General features: G+C 57.9%; 13 protein-coding genes. 12 read left to right on the top strand and 1 reads right to left on the bottom strand.

The window, feature by feature from the left end; all coding sequences use genetic code 11:
* Positions 1-8 precede the first annotated feature (8 nt).
* The 6 genes from GS646_RS11560 to GS646_RS11535 all read left to right on the top strand — a co-directional run bounded on the left by GS646_RS11560 (position 9) and on the right by GS646_RS11535 (position 6,428).
* Complete coding sequence (locus GS646_RS11560; RefSeq protein ID WP_171184999.1) at positions 9-1,508, top strand: UDP-N-acetylmuramoyl-L-alanyl-D-glutamate--2,6-diaminopimelate ligase; 1,500 nt, start codon at positions 9-11, stop codon at positions 1,506-1,508.
* Positions 1,505-2,899: a UDP-N-acetylmuramoyl-tripeptide--D-alanyl-D-alanine ligase gene (gene murF, locus GS646_RS11555; protein WP_171184997.1), complete on the top strand. Its 1,395-nt coding sequence runs from the start codon at positions 1,505-1,507 to the stop codon at positions 2,897-2,899. The genes GS646_RS11560 and murF overlap by 4 nt, the downstream gene beginning before the upstream one ends.
* A 36-nt stretch (positions 2,900-2,935) precedes the next feature.
* Positions 2,936-4,018, top strand: coding sequence for a phospho-N-acetylmuramoyl-pentapeptide-transferase (gene mraY / locus GS646_RS11550; RefSeq protein ID WP_171184995.1), 1,083 nt, complete (start codon positions 2,936-2,938; stop codon positions 4,016-4,018).
* Entirely contained in the window at positions 4,015-4,560 is a 546-nt protein-coding gene (locus GS646_RS11545) for an AAA family ATPase (protein WP_171184993.1), read from the top strand. Before mraY ends, GS646_RS11545 begins: the two co-directional genes overlap by 4 nt.
* Positions 4,557-5,954 (top strand): UDP-N-acetylmuramoyl-L-alanine--D-glutamate ligase, encoded by a 1,398-nt coding sequence (gene murD / locus GS646_RS11540; RefSeq protein ID WP_171184992.1) that lies wholly within the window; start codon positions 4,557-4,559, stop codon positions 5,952-5,954. The genes GS646_RS11545 and murD overlap by 4 nt, the downstream gene beginning before the upstream one ends.
* Before the next feature lie 99 nt (positions 5,955-6,053).
* Positions 6,054-6,428 (top strand): glycine zipper family protein, encoded by a 375-nt coding sequence (locus GS646_RS11535; protein WP_171092324.1) that lies wholly within the window; start codon positions 6,054-6,056, stop codon positions 6,426-6,428.
* On the opposite strand, the gene GS646_RS11530 is transcribed toward GS646_RS11535, so the two are convergent.
* Positions 6,425-7,606 carry an NAD(P)/FAD-dependent oxidoreductase gene (locus tag GS646_RS11530; RefSeq protein WP_171184990.1) on the bottom strand — a complete coding sequence of 394 codons (1,182 nt, stop codon included), beginning with the start codon at positions 7,604-7,606 and terminating at the stop codon, positions 6,425-6,427. The two genes, GS646_RS11535 and GS646_RS11530, sit on opposite strands and share 4 nt — an antisense overlap.
* Positions 7,607-8,417: 811 nt before the next feature.
* On the opposite strand from GS646_RS11530, the gene GS646_RS11525 reads away from it, so the two are divergent.
* The 6 genes from GS646_RS11525 to murC all read left to right on the top strand — a co-directional run bounded on the left by GS646_RS11525 (position 8,418) and on the right by murC (position 16,799).
* Positions 8,418-10,241 carry an adenylate/guanylate cyclase domain-containing protein gene (locus GS646_RS11525; protein WP_171646643.1) on the top strand — a complete coding sequence of 608 codons (1,824 nt, stop codon included), beginning with the start codon at positions 8,418-8,420 and terminating at the stop codon, positions 10,239-10,241.
* 21 nt (positions 10,242-10,262) lie between these two features.
* Positions 10,263-11,399, top strand: coding sequence for a phosphatase PAP2 family protein (locus GS646_RS11520; RefSeq protein ID WP_171646645.1), 1,137 nt, complete (start codon positions 10,263-10,265; stop codon positions 11,397-11,399).
* Between the two features lie 18 nt (positions 11,400-11,417).
* A complete protein-coding gene (locus GS646_RS11515) occupies positions 11,418-12,995 on the top strand; it encodes a S8 family serine peptidase (RefSeq protein ID WP_171646647.1) in 1,578 nt (525 codons plus the stop codon).
* Positions 12,996-13,132: 137 nt separating this feature from the next.
* Positions 13,133-14,296: a putative lipid II flippase FtsW gene (ftsW, locus tag GS646_RS11510; protein ID WP_171092315.1), complete on the top strand. Its 1,164-nt coding sequence runs from the start codon at positions 13,133-13,135 to the stop codon at positions 14,294-14,296.
* The gene (locus GS646_RS11505) at positions 14,296-15,393 is read left to right on the top strand and encodes a UDP-N-acetylglucosamine--N-acetylmuramyl-(pentapeptide) pyrophosphoryl-undecaprenol N-acetylglucosamine transferase (protein WP_171184986.1); all 1,098 of its coding nucleotides are present in this window, start codon (positions 14,296-14,298) and stop codon (positions 15,391-15,393) included. The genes ftsW and GS646_RS11505 overlap by 1 nt, the downstream gene beginning before the upstream one ends.
* On the top strand, positions 15,390-16,799 hold the full coding sequence (gene murC / locus GS646_RS11500; protein WP_171646649.1) for a UDP-N-acetylmuramate--L-alanine ligase: 1,410 nt from the start codon (positions 15,390-15,392) through the stop codon (positions 16,797-16,799). The genes GS646_RS11505 and murC overlap by 4 nt, the downstream gene beginning before the upstream one ends.
* Positions 16,800-16,807 lie beyond the last annotated feature (8 nt).

Genomic DNA, 16,807 nt, shown 5'->3' with positions numbered 1-16,807 from the left:
GGTGGGTCATGGGCACAAGGACAAAGAAACTCAACCAACTGGCCCTGACCGCACGCGGGGGCGCAAACCCTGACATCACAGGTCTGGCTGTTGACAGCCGTGAGGTGAAAGACGGCTTCCTGTTCGCGGCCCTTCCCGGCACGCGGGTGCATGGCGGAGAGTTCATTCAGTTTGCCCTGCGCATGGGTGCATCCGCGATCCTGACCGATGCCGAAGGGGCTCAGATCGCCGAGGTCGAGCTTTCTGCATCAGACGCCGCACTGATTGTGGTTGAAGACCCGCGTCAGGCGCTGGCCGGGGCGGCTGCGTTGTGGTTTGGAGCACAACCAAAAACCATCGTCGCCGTCACGGGAACCAATGGAAAAACATCTGTCGCCACCTTTGTGCGCCAGATTTGGTCTGAATTGGATCACGCTGCTGTCAATCTTGGAACCACCGGGGTTGAGGGCGCATGGACCGCACCGTTGGCGCACACCACCCCTGAACCAATCACCCTGCATTGCTGTCTGGCAGAGGCGGCTGAAAATGGTGTGACCCATGCCGCGATGGAAGCATCGTCCCACGGCCTGGAGCAACGTCGCCTGGATGGCGTGCACCTGACTGCCGCAGGGTTTTCCAACTTCACACAAGACCATCTGGACTATCACGAAACCTTCGAGGCGTATTTTGCCGCCAAGGCCGGGTTGTTCGACCGTGTGTTGCCGCAAGACGGCACGGCGGTGATCAATCTGAGTGACCCTAAGGGGGCGCAGGTCCAGCGGATCGCAAAATCCCGGGGCCAATCGGTGTTGACCGTTGGTCTTGGCGATGCTGACTTGTGCCTGATCAATCAGCGGTTTGACGCCACAGGACAGGACCTGCGCTTTTCGTGGCAAGGCCGAACCTACCAGACTCGTTTAAACCTGATTGGTGGATTTCAGGCCGAAAATATCCTGCTGGCCTGTGGGTTGGTCATCGCCGCTGGCGACAGCCCCGAGCAGGTCTTTGAAACTCTGCCGCATCTGACAACGGTACGGGGACGGATGCAACTGGCCGCAACGCGCGACAACGGTGCAACGGTTTTTGTGGATTACGCGCATACGCCCGACGCGGTGGCCACGGCCCTCAAGGCGCTGCGCCCGCATGTCATGGGGCGTCTGATCGCCATCGTTGGGGCAGGTGGGGATCGCGACGCCACGAAACGCCCTCTGATGGGCAAGGCGGCGGCGAACCATGCTGATGTGGTGTTTGTCACCGACGATAACCCACGCAGCGAAGACCCGGCCACTATCCGCGCTGCCGTCATGGAAGGTGCGCTTGAGGCCGCAGGTCAGGCCAGTGTGACCGAAGTCGGCGACCGTGCCGAAGCCATCCTGCGTGGCATCGACGCGCTGCAACCGGGCGATGCGCTGCTGATTGCTGGTAAGGGGCACGAAACCGGCCAGATCGTCGGAGATCAGGTTCTGCCCTTTGATGACGTTGAACAGGCCAGTATTTCTGTGGCCGCGCTTGACGGGAGGGTAGCATGACACTCTGGACAGCATCCGAAGCCGCTGAGGCCACGGGCGGTCAGGGGACGCGCGACTGGATCGCAAATGGAGTATCGATCGACACCCGCACCCTTCAGCCCGGAGACTTGTTCGTGGCGCTTAAAGCCGCGCGGGACGGTCATGATTTTGTGGCGCAGGCGTTGGAAAGGGGGGCGGGCGCTGCACTGGTGTCGCGCATACCCGATGATGTGCCGGACGGCGCACCTTTGCTAATCGTCGAAGACGTTCAGGCTGGACTTGAAGCCTTGGGTCAGGCCGCACGGGCGCGAACGGATGCGCGCGTGGTGGGCGTAACAGGCAGCGTCGGCAAGACCTCGACCAAGGAAATGCTGGCGACGATCCTCGAAACCCAAGGCAAGACCCATGCCAGCGTGGCCAGTTACAACAACCATTGGGGCGTGCCGCTGACCTTGGCGCGGATGCCGCGCGACACGGAATTCGCCGTTATTGAGATCGGTATGAATCACCCGGGTGAGATTGCCCCGCTGGCCAAACAGGCGCGCCCACATGTGGCGCTGGTCACAACCGTGGCTGCGGTGCACTTGGAAGCCTTTGAATCAGTTGCAGGCATCGCCCATGAAAAAGCGGCGATCTTTGAAGGGTTGGAGCCAGGCGGGGCCGCGATTGTAAATGCAGACATCAAGCACGCAGACATTCTGCGCCAAACCGCGCTGGGCCACGGGACGGGAATTGTTGATTTCGGCCGCAAGGCCTCGGATTACCGATTGACCGACGTACAGCAAGCGGCCAACGCCGTGAACGCCCAAGCCGTGATCGGCGATTATCCCATCCGCTTTGACGTCAATTCTGCCGGCACCCATTTTGCCATGAACGCGCTTGGGGCATTGGCCGCGTGCGTGGAATTGGGTGTCGATCTGGATCAGGCGATTGCGGGTTTGCGGGCGTGGTCTCCGGTCAAAGGGCGCGGTGTACGCGAAAACTTGCCGCTGTCCGGCGGTGGCCAAATCGAACTGCTGGACGATAGCTACAACGCCAACCCAACCTCGATGGAGGCCGCGCTGGACGTGCTGGCTGCGTCGCAAGGTACTCGCCGCATCGCATTTTTGGGTGACATGAAGGAACTGGGCTCGCAGGAAGTGGCGATGCACGCCGAAATGGCGAATGTTGCAGCCATGGGGAAAGTAAATCAGGTGCATTGCATCGGCCCCTTGATGCAGGCCATGCACAAGGCGCTACCCGATGACAAGCGCGGGCTCTGGTTCGAAACCAGCGCCGAGATGGCCGAGCATTTGCCTGCATTGATCAATGAAGGTGACACGGTATTGGCCAAAGGGTCACTCAGCATGGCATTGGCAACGATTGTTGACGGTCTGCGTAAAATGGGGCAAGGGAGCGCGCTTGATGGGTGATCGCACCCAGACGCCGCGTGTGAGAAAGGTATTGTCATGCTGTATTGGTTGACCGCCCTGTCGGATGGCGGGGACTTCTGGAACCTCTTCCGCTACATCACCTTCCGCGCGGGTGGCGCCTTTTTGACGGCGCTGATCTTTGGTTTCCTGTTCGGCAAGCCCTTGATCAATGTGCTGCGCAAAAAGCAAGGCAAGGGCCAACCGATCCGCGATGACGGCCCCGAAGGCCATTTTTCCAAGGCGGGCACGCCGACCATGGGCGGGTTGCTGATTGTTGGTGCGCTTGTGACATCGACCCTGATCTGGGCACGCTGGGACAACCCTTATGTCTGGATGGTTCTGTTCGTAACGCTGGCCTATGCGGCCATCGGTTTTGCGGATGACTATGCCAAAGTCTCCAAGCAAAATACGAAAGGCGTCTCAAGCAAGATGCGTCTGGCGTTGGGCGTCATCATTGCGGTTCTGGCCTCGCTCTGGGCATCTTTGCACCATCCCGAGGCGTTGCAGAACCAACTGGCGGTGCCCGTGTTTAAAGACACTCTGGTCAATCTAGGCCTGTTCTATATTCCGTTTGCGGTGGTCGTAATCGTGGGGGCCGCCAATGCGGTGAACCTGACTGATGGGCTGGACGGACTGGCGATCATGCCCGCAATGATTGCCGCCACGACCCTTGGAATCATCGCCTATGCGGTTGGACGTGTGGACTTTACCGAGTATCTGGACGTGCACTACGTGCCCGGAACCGGTGAAATCCTGATCTTTACGGCTGCTTTGTTCGGCGGCGGTTTGGGCTTTTTGTGGTACAACGCACCACCCGCGGCGGTCTTCATGGGTGACACCGGTTCATTGGCTCTAGGTGGTGCACTGGGTGCGATTGCCGTCGCCACCAAGCACGAGCTTGTTCTGGCCGTGGTTGGCGGTCTGTTCGTGGTCGAAGCGCTGAGTGTGATCATTCAGGTCCTCTACTTCAAACGCACCGGCAAGAGGGTCTTCCTGATGGCCCCGATCCACCACCATTATGAGAAAAAAGGCTGGGCTGAACCGACCATCGTCATCCGTTTCTGGATCATCTCGCTGATCCTGGCGATGATCGGACTGGCAACGCTGAAGGTAAGGTGAGCAACCGTCGCATTGTGCTGTCAGGCTGTTCAGGAGGCGGTAAATCCACCCTCCTGCAAGAGATGGCGCGGCGCGGCTATGAGACTGTTACAGAACCCGGTCGCCGCGTTGTGATCGCGGAACAGCAAGTCGATGGAACCGCCTTGCCTTGGACAGATCCCGAAGCGTTTTGTCGGAAAGTCATCGAGACGGCCTTCAACGATATGACCCAAGCCCCGGACGGTTTGGTTCTATTCGACCGGTCCGCATTGGATGCATTGATCTGGTTTGAGCGCACAGGCACTGATCTGGACAATGCCCTGCGAGACCAGATCGTCCGGCTTGACTATGACCGTCAGATTTTTCTGTTCCCGCCCTGGCCTGAAATCTATGTGAAAGACAGTCAGCGTCAGCACGATCTGGTTGACGCTCTTGCGGAATATGAGGGTTTGTGCGACCGCTTGCCCAAACTTGGTTTCAAGACCACCCTTATTCCAAAGCGACCTGTCGAAGAACGGGCGGATTGGCTTGAGGCACAGCTAGACGAAGGAAGTAAGACATGATCCCGGTCAAAGGCTTTTCAGGGCAAAAAGTTGCAGTTCTGGGGCTGGGCCGATCGGGCTTGGCGACAGCACGCGCTTTGCGTGCTGGCAAGGCTGAGCCTGTGTGCTGGGACGATAACCCGGCAGCTCGTGAAACTGCCGAAGGCGAGGGGTTCACCTGCGCCGATCTGCGTAAACACGGCGCGTTTGACGGCATTGCGTCGCTGATCGTCTCACCGGGCATTCCGCATCTTTATCCTGAACCGAACCCGGTCGTTTCCGCGGCTTTGGACGCTGGCGTGCCGGTGGACAACGACATCGGCCTGTTCTTCCGTTCCTTCGCGGGTTCGGAATGGAACAACTACGACACGCCGCCGCGCGTGATTGCGGTGACGGGCTCGAACGGGAAATCCACCACGGCGGCGTTGATCCACCACATCCTGACCGAGGCCGGGCGCGAGGCGCAATTGGCGGGCAATATCGGACGCGGGGTTCTGGATATTGATCCGGGCGGCGATGGTTCGGTGGTGGTTTTGGAACTCAGCAGCTATCAGACGGAACTTGCTCGTGCGTTGACTCCCGACGTGGCTGTATTCACCAACCTCTCACCCGATCATCTGGACCGACACGGCGGCATGGGCGGCTATTTTGCTGCCAAGCGGCGTCTCTTTGCTGAAGGCGGGCCAGACCGCGCGATCATTGGCATTGACGAGATCGAAGGCGCATTTCTGGCTGGGCAATTGTCCGAAGGGCCAACGGATGACCGGGTGATCCGCATCTCGGTTGCGCGCAAACTGACAGGTCCGGGGTGGCAAGTGTTTGCACGCAAAGGTTTCTTGTCGGAATACCGCAAGGGGCGTCAGGCAGGTTCCATCGACCTGCGCGCGATCAAGGGTCTGCCCGGTGCGCATAACCACCAAAACGCCTGCGCGGCCTACGCCGCCTGCCGGTCGTTGGGTCTTGCGCCGCGTGTGATCGAGGATGCGCTTCATTCCTATCCGGGCCTGCCGCACCGCAGCCAGATCATTGCCGAAGCGGGTGGGGTTACTTACGTCAACGATTCGAAGGCGACCAATGTCGACAGCGCCTTGAAGGCGCTGAGCGCGTTCAAGAATATCCGCTGGATTTGCGGTGGGCTTGAGAAAGAGGGCGGTATCGCAGCTCTGAACACGGCATCGGATCAGGTGCGCAAAGCTTATGTAATCGGTCGCGAAGCGGCGGGTTTTGCGATGCAGCTGGAAGCGGACGCCCAGGTTTGCACCACGATGGAGGCAGCAGTGGCGCAAGCTATCGAAGACGCAGAAGAGGGCGACACGGTGTTGCTGGCACCGGCGGCAGCCAGTTTCGATCAATACGATAATTTCGAGCAACGCGGCGATGACTTTACCGAGCAAGTGCGCAAACGACTGACGTAAGGCGACGCTCTGCCGGTTGATCTGGACTTTTCCCAATCAGATTGACACTTTGTGGGAAGTAAGGTTGCGTCACCTTCAGTTCACAAAGAGGTAGCGGATATGTCTGCACGCAAAATTTTCTTCGCCCTTCCTGTCGTTGCACTGGCCGGAGCCTGCGCCAATAGCGGGGCGAACTATGTCCCGATCATCGACGGGGCGGTAGGGCCCAATTATCAGTCCGATCTGGCCAATTGTCAGGCGCTTGCACGATCTCAGCCGACGCTCGACAGCAACACTGCCGGCGCCGCTGCCATCGGCGCCGCCGGTGCTGCGGCAACCACTGCAATCATCGACAACAGTGCCAGTGATCTAGGCCGTGCAGCAGCAGCCGGTGCGTTGATCGGTGCTGGTGCAAGCGCGATCAACAACACTCAGAATCAGGAAGTGATCGTGCGCAACTGTATGCGCGGGCGCGGGTATAACGTCGTCGGTTAATGCTTGGCGGCAATGGCAACACCAGCGGCATGGCCTGACGACCATGCCCATTGGAAGTTGTAGCCACCCAACCAGCCGGTGACATCCACCGCTTCGCCAATCGCGTAGAGGCCAGGGACATCCTTGGCCTCCATGGTTTTAGAAGACAAATCGTCGGTATCGATCCCACCCAGCGTGACTTCAGCCGTGCGATACCCTTCGGTCCCCGACGGTACCAATTGCCACGCTGAAAGGGCTGCGGCCAGATCTGTCAGTTTCGCATCTGACTGATCTGCAAGGTTCCCGGACATAGGAATGACCTTGCTCAGATAGTCGACCAACCGGGCGGGCAGATGGCGCGCCAGTTCTGTCGTCAAAGCCTTTCGACCCCCGCTCTGACGCTGTGTCCGCAACAGATCGAACAACGGCAGATCTGGGATCAGATTTACCCAGATCGCTTCACCCTCGGACCAATAGGATGACAACTGCAACACTGACGGCCCGCTGAGGCCGCGATGCGTGAACAGCAACGCTTCGTCAAAGCTGGTGCGATCGTTTGACAACCGCGCTGGCAAGGAAACACCGGACAAGTCCTTGAACCGACCATCCGAGAATGTGAACGGGACCAGCGCGGCGCGCGTGTCGGTCACGCGCAAGTCGAATTGCCCGGCAATGTCATAGGCAAGCCCGGTCGCGCCCATTTTCGGGATCGACTTGCCGCCGGTGGCCAGCACCAGATTGGCGCAGGTCAGGTGCTGCCGTTGCCCGTCACGTTCGACCTCCAATGCAAACCCGCTTTCGGTCTTGCGCAGATCGCGCAGGGACGTTTGCACCCACAGCTCTGCTCCTGCTTCGCGCATCTCGTCCAGCAGCATCTTAATAATCTGTTTCGATGACCCATCACAAAACAGCTGACCCAGCGTTTTCTCGTGCCAGGCGATATTGTGACGCCCAACCAGATCGACAAAATCCCACTGCGAATAACGTGCTAACGCAGATTTGCAGAAATGCGGGTTTTGCGACAGGAAGTTGCTCGGGCTTGCGTACATATTGGTGAAATTACAGCGCCCACCGCCCGATATGCGGATCTTTTCGCCCGGTGCTTTGGCGTGATCAATCACCAAAACGTGCCCGCCACAGTGGGCTGCGCACATCATGCCTGCGGCTCCGGCCCCCAATATGATAGTGTCGAACCTCATGCACCGCCATTGGCGCGGATTCTGTACAATGACAAGAGAGAAAGCCCTGCCAACCGTTGGTGATATTAAAATTCGTTGCAGGATTAACGATTCTCAGATAACCACGCGCGCCACTTTTCGAGCTGTTGAACAGGCAAAAATGTTCCTACTGCGTTGTGCAACTTGGGAACGGGCCCGCGAGAGCATCTGGATCACTTCGAAATAAACTGCGGGCGGTAAACTGTACATTCGTTATAGTTGAGACATTGGTAAGTTCTATCGAAGCAATAGGACACTTGTTTAGAACGTTATCTGTCCCTTTTGTTTGCATTGGGAAGGCAGCATAACACCATACGTCGATTGGGTTTTCCAGTTCGGTTGCCCCACGCGTTGGATGTGCAAGGCAGCAGTAACGTCGAGGTTTCTGGAGCACGTTCTCAATACTGTCCTTCAGTGTTTTAGCGGCGATTACACGCCCTCTGCGGGAAAGAAACGTCGTTTCTGGCCAATCTCGACCAGCTTGCCACCGCCCTCAGAGCCGTCAGGAAAAGTCCTGTTTGAGGGTGTAAAGCAAAATTAAGTCGACGAAAGTTCATAAAACACATACAATAAGCTGCATTAGATTGAACTTAACATATTTTAGAAACCGAATTTCTCCGTCAGGCCGACAACAGCCTTTTGAAGCCCATTCAGACCAAGGGTCGGTCCTGCGAAAAAAGACGGCGCCGAAACGTGCACAACCTCTGGATCTGCGCCACGCATGCATCGGATGCAGCTTGATCATTCTTGGGGCGGTGCATCCCAATTAGTTAAAGAAGTCAGAGATACGATCATGGGATTAAACCTGAATCTATACAGGCCGACCGAATTGCCTAAGGCACAGCTCAGGGCCATTCTGTTTTTGGATGCTTGCGACTATTCAGTTGAAGTACGCGAAGCTGAAATTGAAACTCTTGCCACAATCCGCCGCGACCTGAATTGCGCCAGCGAACTGGTCCAAAGCTTTCGCGGCTGCGTGACGGGCCTGACGGGTGACGGCCTGTGCGCCGTGTTCCCAAGCGCGCGTGCTGCGGTGGAAACCGCACTGGGGGTGCAGGAGGTGCTGACTCAAAGCGCTGAACGCTATGCAAAAGGGTATCGTATCGGCGTGCATCTGGGTGACACGTTTGAAGTCGATCATCAGATTATTGGTGACGCGGTCAACACGGCAGCCCGGATCGAAAGTGTGGGCTCACCCGGCGAAGTTCTGGTTTCAAGCGTTGTGCGCAATGCATTACGTGGTCGAAACGACTTTCTCTTTAACTCTGTCGGCCGTCCCAAGCTCAAGAATATCGGCGCTTCGCTTGAGCTGTTCACGGTGTCGCGGGCGACGATAGAGGGTGCGCTTGAGCAGGCATCAGCAGCAGGCCCCATGCCGGTACCAACAAGCCAGCCTGCGCGTGTTTCACTGCCGTCTTCGATTGCACACCCCCGTCCGAATTTTGTGGTTGGTCTGTTGTCTCCGGATGTGGGGGCAGGGTCCGAGACGGCCACTTTTGTCTCCAACATCGTTGCTGAACAATTGTCAAAATCGCTGATCGAGATCGAAGCGCTTGAAGTGCAGGATTACCGGGTGTCACAGATCCCGCTCCCGACCGATCCGCTGACGGCAGGGCCTGATCTTTTCTTGCAATGCCGGGCGGCGAGTTGCGGTGACATGCTGCAAGTGTCTGCAACTGCCATGAGGTCTGAAGACCGGAAAGTGATCTGGAGCCAGAACGTCGTGGCTGATCAGGGTGACTTTCTGGGACAAAACTGTTCTGGCCTGACGTCCTTTATCAGCTATGCCACTGATGCATTGCTCACCGCCCTGCTCAACGGGCGTCATATGCGTGATCCGGCAGCGCATCATGCGGCCAAGACGGCGGTTGCGGCCGTGCATCATCTGTTGACGATGAGTGGGCCGGGGTTGGACGAACTGGAAGCCGACATCCTGGCCGCGTACGAGCTTGACCCCAAGCCGGTCTATCTGGCCTGGCTGGCCTATGTGACCACGTTCAAGGTCGGCGAGCGATATGGCACTTGGGACGCTACGCTTGAGGCACAGGCGCGCGACCTGGCCCGCCGCGCTGTCGAGGCTGACCCCAATAATGGCACTGTGCTAGGTCTTGTTGCCCATGTGCATTCCTACGTTTTCCGCGAGTTTTCGGTCGCACAGGATCTGGTGGACCGCGCGTTGGAACTTAGCCCGTATCGCGCCATGAGCTGGGATTCGGCCGCAATGCTCTACTGCTATACGGACCGACCCGCGTTGGCGCGGGAAGCTGCGCAGCAGGCCAGGTTGGTTGGGCGTCACAGCCCGTATCGGCATCTGTTCGACGGTGCGGCATGTGTTGCATCTCTGGTCAGTGGCGATTTTGAAACATCCATCGAATTTGGTGAATCCGTGATGGAAGTTCAGCCACAGTTCAAAACCGTCATGCGCTATCTGGCGGCAGCTTACGGACATGCGGGAAACCGCCAGATGGGGGAACAGGCTTTGAAGCGGCTGATCAACCTGGAGCCGGACATGTCACTGGCGTGCATTCAGCAGGATCGTTTCCCGGTGCCGACCCGGTTCAGCGCGCATCTGATGGAAAGTGGCCTGTCACGGATCGGGTTGCCACAACAGGTTTAAGAGTTTTGGAAGGGGGACAATATGGATTATGTATTCACGCTCAACGCGTTTGGCATGCTTGCGCGACGTGGTGAGTTGATTTCCTGCAAGGCGTTAAAAGCCGCAAGCCTGGGCCTGGGTCAGGGTGATCCGCGTGCAGCAGTTGAAGCCGCGTTGTTTGCCACACAAAGTAAAAACGCTCTGATCTTTATTGAGGCGCTGAGCAAGATCAATCCGACATTGATCACCGCTGATCACCTTGAAGAAATTAGAAAGTACTTTAGCGATAGTGAAGTTTTGCGCTTGTTCGAAGTCGGTGAGGTTAAGGATGCAGTTCAGGACGAACTTCTGAACAGATCCGCTTTTGGGGTCGCCGCACTATCGCTCAGCCAAAGCTCGGCCTTTGCGCTCAACCGAAACCGGAACAGAAATCGGAACCGGAACAGAAACCGGAACAGAAATCGCAACCGCAACCGAAATCGGAACCGTAGCGATTTTGCCTTTGAGGGCAGCGAGGCCGCTTTCGGTTGGCGTGAGATCCGCGATATATGCCAGATCGGCGTTCCGTTGGCAGATCAGCTCAAAGGCAAGATCTGGGAAAACATTGATCTGCTTCCGCCTCCTGGGCCGGATGATAGTCTTGAAGAGACGCGCTATCTGCTCAAACTGCAAGGTGCATTGAAAAACGCTGACCAAGCGTTGCGCCGTGAAGAAATCGTTGCGCAGGCCAGTTTCGGGATCGATGACTACCTGTCGCCCCTTGGCATCGAAGACGACGGAGGTTTTGGTGCTACACGAGCGCTCATGGTTATCCTTTTGGAGCTGACCAATGAGGTCGGGCTGACCTATAAGAACCGGTTCAGCCGACCGCGCCCGAACATTATTCAGCCGTTGATCCGGCCTTACATTGCGGTGCCATACCACGCCGCTTACCCTTCAAACCATTCCTTCCAGTCCTTCGCAATTGCCGAGATGTTTTCGCGTATCCTGCCCGAACACCCTGGTACGATCGCCCTTTTCCATCGGGCACAGCGTATTGCTGAAAACCGCGAATGGGCAGGGCTGCACTATCCCAGCGACACGGCGGCAGGGCGGGAACTGGCCCGCAAGACAGTCGCCTACATGGCCGAGGTTCTGGACGAGCTTATGGACGCCGCCCAGGACGAGTGGCTGGGTTGAGGTAGGGGAGGATTTGAGATGACCGACGGTCAGGAAAACTATGAACGTTTCTACTATCTTTGGCATCTGGTCGCGATCAACGCGATCACGGTACCGACCCCTCCGGCAAGCGGTGAGATTTGCCCGGTGATTGGGGATGTGGCTTGGGATTTCACCCCGCCGCCGGACAGCAAGGCACATATCGCTCTGATCGATATGGGGGTCGCGCCCTATCACCCGAATCTGGATGCACCAACAGGGGACGGACAGATTCTATGGGACGACGCGATTGATCTTGCCAGCCATCCATATGGGGTGAAATACGATCTGCTGACCTCTTTCCCAGCGGCTGCCAAGCATCGGGAAGAAAAGGTTTCTTGGCTGAATGGCTTGCCCGCAGGCTCGACCATCGGCACGCTCACTCCGGCAGAAGAAAAGATCGTCGATGAAATCCGGTCAGGGTGCGGTGTCAAACGGTATGTTCACGCCTATGATGACCGCTATGCCGCGCACGGGACCAGCTGCGCAGGTCTAACCAGCGGCACCTCATATGCGGCTGATCAGTTCGGTAACGCGGGCAACATCGCAACCTATTTCGGTGTCGACCCGCTGAGCAAAGTCCTGCCAATCACCACCTCAATCTCTCCCAGTCCGCGAGAACTGATTGCAGCGTTCCTGTATGCCTTTTCGAAGGATGTCGAGGTGATCCTTTTCCCAAGGGATGTTGCGGACCCGAACCATTGGCCGGGGTATCCTGATCTGGATGACGACGAAAAGACGCGGATTCACGAAACCAAGCTAGGTGAGCCGTCACAGGATGCACTTGGCATCAGCGCGGACTGGGCTCTTCTGAGCAAGGTCATCACATGGGTCAGCAAAAAAATCCCTGTGGTTTGCGCTGCGGGCAATGATGGCAGAAGCAAGTTGATCTACCCCGCCAGCTTGTCGTCCGACACGGATAACGGTGTCATTTCTGTAGGTGCCGTGAGTTATCAGGCTTTTCGGTCTGGCTATTCAAACTATTCGTCCGACGACCACCTGACCGTTGTGGCCCCTTCGGATGACGGAGAGGTGTATAACCGGAACCAGATCCGCCTTGACCGGCAAGCCGCTTCAGCTGGCGATTTTCACGTAGATCCCGACTTGCACAAGAAACCGGGATCTTGCACGGAAAAAATACCTTACCTTAGCTATTCACCTCAGCGACTTGTCACGCTCGATGTGCCGGGACCTCGTGGTCATGTCGAAGGAACGCTTGCGGGGCCGGTCGCTGCTCGGGCAAAAGCAGGAGACGATCCGGCTGGGCTGTACACAGAGTTTGGCGGTACGTCTGGCGCTTGTGCTCTGGTCGCCGGGGCGATTGCCTTGATGCAGCGAAAATCTGCGGCCAATTTGTCCGGAAAGGACATCAAGGACCTGTTTGAGGGGCTGAATGCAAGTCCAACTCGACACAGTGTTGCGCATTGGTATTGGTTGCCCGCCGCAGTTAGTGAACTTCAGGTGGACGACGTGAACGGGAAAAAGGATGCCGCCGGTAATCCGGTCATGCCTTCCAAGGATGAGCTTTTTGGAAAAGCGGGCCTTCTGGACGTTGCAAAGCTGCTGGCGTTGGTCTGATCTTTCGAACTGAACAACATGAAGGCCGAAAATCCAGCTCGGCCCTCATTCCACTAGCCCAAACACCAAATTGCATGTAGACTCTCGAACAGATCCCGAAAACGGGACGTTAACGAGGCAGAGAGTGGCGGTATCTCATGACTGAGATGGTGTATGGCGCGGTCCAGGACCAGCGCGGAGAACCGATTCTACCAAAGTGGTGGCGTACAATTGATCGCTGGACGATGTCCTGCGTGTTGATCCTTTTCACCATCGGTCTGTTGTTGGGTTTGGCCTCATCGCCGCCGCTGGCCGGGCGCAACGGGTTCGATCCTTTCCATTATGTCGAGCGTCAGGCCATCTTCGGCGGATTGGCGCTGATCGCGATGCTGCTGACATCGATGATGTCGCCGACCTTGGTGCGGCGTCTGGCTGTTCTTGGTTTTCTGGCGTCATTTGTGGCGCTGGTCTTCCTTCCGGTCTTTGGAACCGACTTTGGAAAAGGCGCGGTGCGTTGGTATTCGCTGGGCTTTGCCTCTCTGCAACCGTCCGAGTTCTTGAAACCCGGCTTCATAGTTGTGGCGGCATGGTTGCTGGCCGCGTCGCAAGAGATCAATGGCCCTCCTGGGCGTATCTGGTCCTTTGCGCTGTGCATGTCGATCGTTGGGATGTTGGTGATGCAGCCCGATTTCGGTCAGGCCTGCCTGATCCTGTTCGGCTGGGGCGTGATGTATTTCGTGGCGGGCGCCCCGATGCTTTTGCTCGTCGGCATGGCGGGGGCGGTCGTTTTGGCTGGTATGTTTGCCTATTCAAACTCCGAACACTTTGCCCGCCGCATCGATGGCTTCTTGAATCAAGAGGTCGATCCGACCACCCAGCTTGGCTATGCCACTAACGCCATTCGCGAAGGCGGGTTGTTCGGCGTTGGTGTCGGGGAAGGGCAAGTGAAATGGTCGCTGCCTGATGCGCACACCGATTTCATCATTGCTGTCGCGGCCGAGGAATACGGCCTGATCCTGGTGCTGATTATCATCGCGCTCTATGCGTTGATTGTCGTGCGCTCGTTGCTGCGGCTGATGCGCGAACGGGACATGTTCATACGTCTGGCAGGCACCGGATTGGCCTGCATGTTCGGCGTTCAGGCGATGATCAACATGGGCGTCGCCGTGCGCCTGTTGCCCGCCAAGGGCATGACGTTGCCTTTTGTCAGTTATGGCGGCTCGTCGCTGATTGCGGGCGGCATTGCCATCGGCATGTTGCTGGCCTTTACCCGAACCCGTCCACAGGGCGAGCTTGGCGATATTCTGCGCGGACGAGGATAATGGGGAACCCTTACCTGTTAATTGCGGCTGGCGGAACCGGGGGACATATGTTCCCCGCTCAGGCCCTGGCCGAGGCTTTGCTTCACAAAGGTTGGCGCGTGCGCTTGTCCACCGATGCACGCGGTGCGCGCTATACCGGCGCCTTCCCGGATGCGACCGAGATTACCGAGGTGTCCTCGGCCACCTTTGCTCGCGGCGGTTTAGCAGCCAAGGCGCTGGTCGGCCCCAAGATCGTGGGCGGCGTGACCAGCATGGCGTTCCAGATGATGCGTGATAAGCCCGACGTGGTTGTCGGGTTTGGCGGGTATCCGTCGATCCCTGCGCTGGGCGCGGCAACGCTGCTGAAAATCCCGCGCATGATCCATGAACAGAACGGTGTGTTGGGCCGTGTGAACAAGCTGTTCGCCACTCGCGTTGCACAGGTTGCATGCGGTGTCTGGCCAACGGACCTGCCCGAAGGGGCGCAGGGCGTCCACACCGGCAATCCGGTACGCGCCGCCGTTCTGGACCGCGCCGCCGCAGGATACATTCCACCCGGCGATTACCCGATGTCGATTTTGGTCATGGGCGGCTCACAAGGTGCGCGTATCCTGAGCGATGTGGTGCCCGAGGCCATTGCCGCCTTGCCTGAAAACATCCGTAACCACATCCGCGTTTCACATCAGGCCCGGGATGAAGACAGCGCGCGAGTCACAGCGTTCTACACTGATCATGGTATCCGCGCCGAAGTTCAGACCTTTTTCGCGGACGTGCCCCGTCGCATGTCGGACGCCCAATTGGTCATTTCGCGTTCGGGTGCATCCAGCGTGGCCGATATCTCGGTCATCGGGCGACCCTCAATCCTGATCCCCTTTGCCGCTGCTGCCGGAGATCACCAAACCGCCAATGCGCGTGGATTGGTACAGGCGGGCGGTGCGATAATGATCCCTGAAAATGCGCTTGACGTTCGCGCCTTGACGCAGCAAATCACCACGGTTCTGACCAACCCCGAAGCCGCACAGAAAATGGCCCATGCCGCCCTTTCGACCGGTGCCCCCGACGCGACCGAGCGTTTGGTACATCTTGTCGAACAACTGGCGCAGAAGGAGACCGCATGAATCCCGCAACCAAACTGCCGCAAGACGTAGGACCGATCCACTTTGTTGGAATCGGAGGGATCGGGATGTCCGGCATCGCCGAGGTGCTTTTGAATCTGGGGTATCGGGTGCAGGGCTCGGACCTGAAGGCATCCAAGATCACCGACCGGCTGGCGGGTTTGGGGGCTGAAATCTTTGTCGGGCAGCGGGCTGAAAACCTTGAAAACGCCGCTGTTGTGGTTGTTTCGACTGCGATTAAACCCGGCAACCCGGAACTGGATGAGGCACGCGCCCAAGGACTGCCCGTTGTCCGGCGTGCTGACATGCTGGCCGAGTTGATGCGCCTACGCTCGAACATCGCGATTGCGGGCACACACGGCAAGACCACCACGACCACGATGATGGCTGAGCTAATGGTGGCGGGTGACTTCGACCCGACCGTGATCAATGGCGGCATCATCCACGCTTATGGCTCGAATGCGCGCATGGGGCAGGGCGAATGGATGGTGGTTGAGGCTGACGAATCCGACGGCTCGTTCAATCGTCTGCCCGCGACCATCGCCATCGTTACCAATATCGACCCCGAGCATATGGAGCATTGGGGGGATTTCGACAAATTGCGTGATGGGTTCCACGAATTCGTCTCGAACCTGCCTTTCTATGGTCTGGCCGTTTGCTGCACGGATCATGCCGAGGTGCAGGCTTTGGTCGGGCGCATCACGGACCGCCGTGTGCGCACCTATGGCTTCAATGCTCAGGCAGACGTGCGGGCCGAGAATCTGACCTACAAAGGCGGCGTTGCGCATTTCGACATTCACCTGCAATACGAAGACAAAGTGATCGAAGGCTGTACCCTGCCGATGCCTGGGGACCACAACGTCTCGAACGCGCTGTCTGCGGTGGCGGTTGCCCGCCATTTGGGTATGAAAGCGAATGAGATCCGCGAGGCCCTGGCCAATTTCGGTGGGGTCAACCGTCGCTTCACCAAGGTCGGGGAGGTCGATGGGGTTACCATCATCGACGATTATGGCCATCACCCGGTCGAAATCGCTGCGGTCCTCAAAGCTGCGCGCCAAGCGACCGAAGGCCGTGTCATCGCTGTCCACCAACCTCACCGTTACTCACGTCTGTCCAACCTGTTTGACGACTTCTGCACCTGCTTCAACGATGCGGATGTCGTGGCCATCGCCGAAGTGTTTGCGGCCGGGGAGGACCCGATTGAAGGGGCCAGCCGCGATGATCTGGTGCAAGGGCTTATCCGCCATGGACACCGTCACGCACGAGCGCTGTTGGATGAAAACGATCTTGAACGTCTGGTTCGGGAACAAGCCCGTCCAGGGGACATGGTCGTCTGTCTCGGGGCGGGGACCATCAGTGCATGGGCCAATGGTCTGCCAGAGAGACTGATGAGAAAACAAGCCGTTTGACATTCCGG

The organism is Ruegeria sp. HKCCD4315, from assembly GCF_013112245.1.
Taxonomy (GTDB): Bacteria; Pseudomonadota; Alphaproteobacteria; order Rhodobacterales; family Rhodobacteraceae; genus Ruegeria.
The sequence above is the reverse complement of the archived record's forward strand: the minus strand, read 5'-3'. Positions and strand labels throughout refer to the sequence as shown.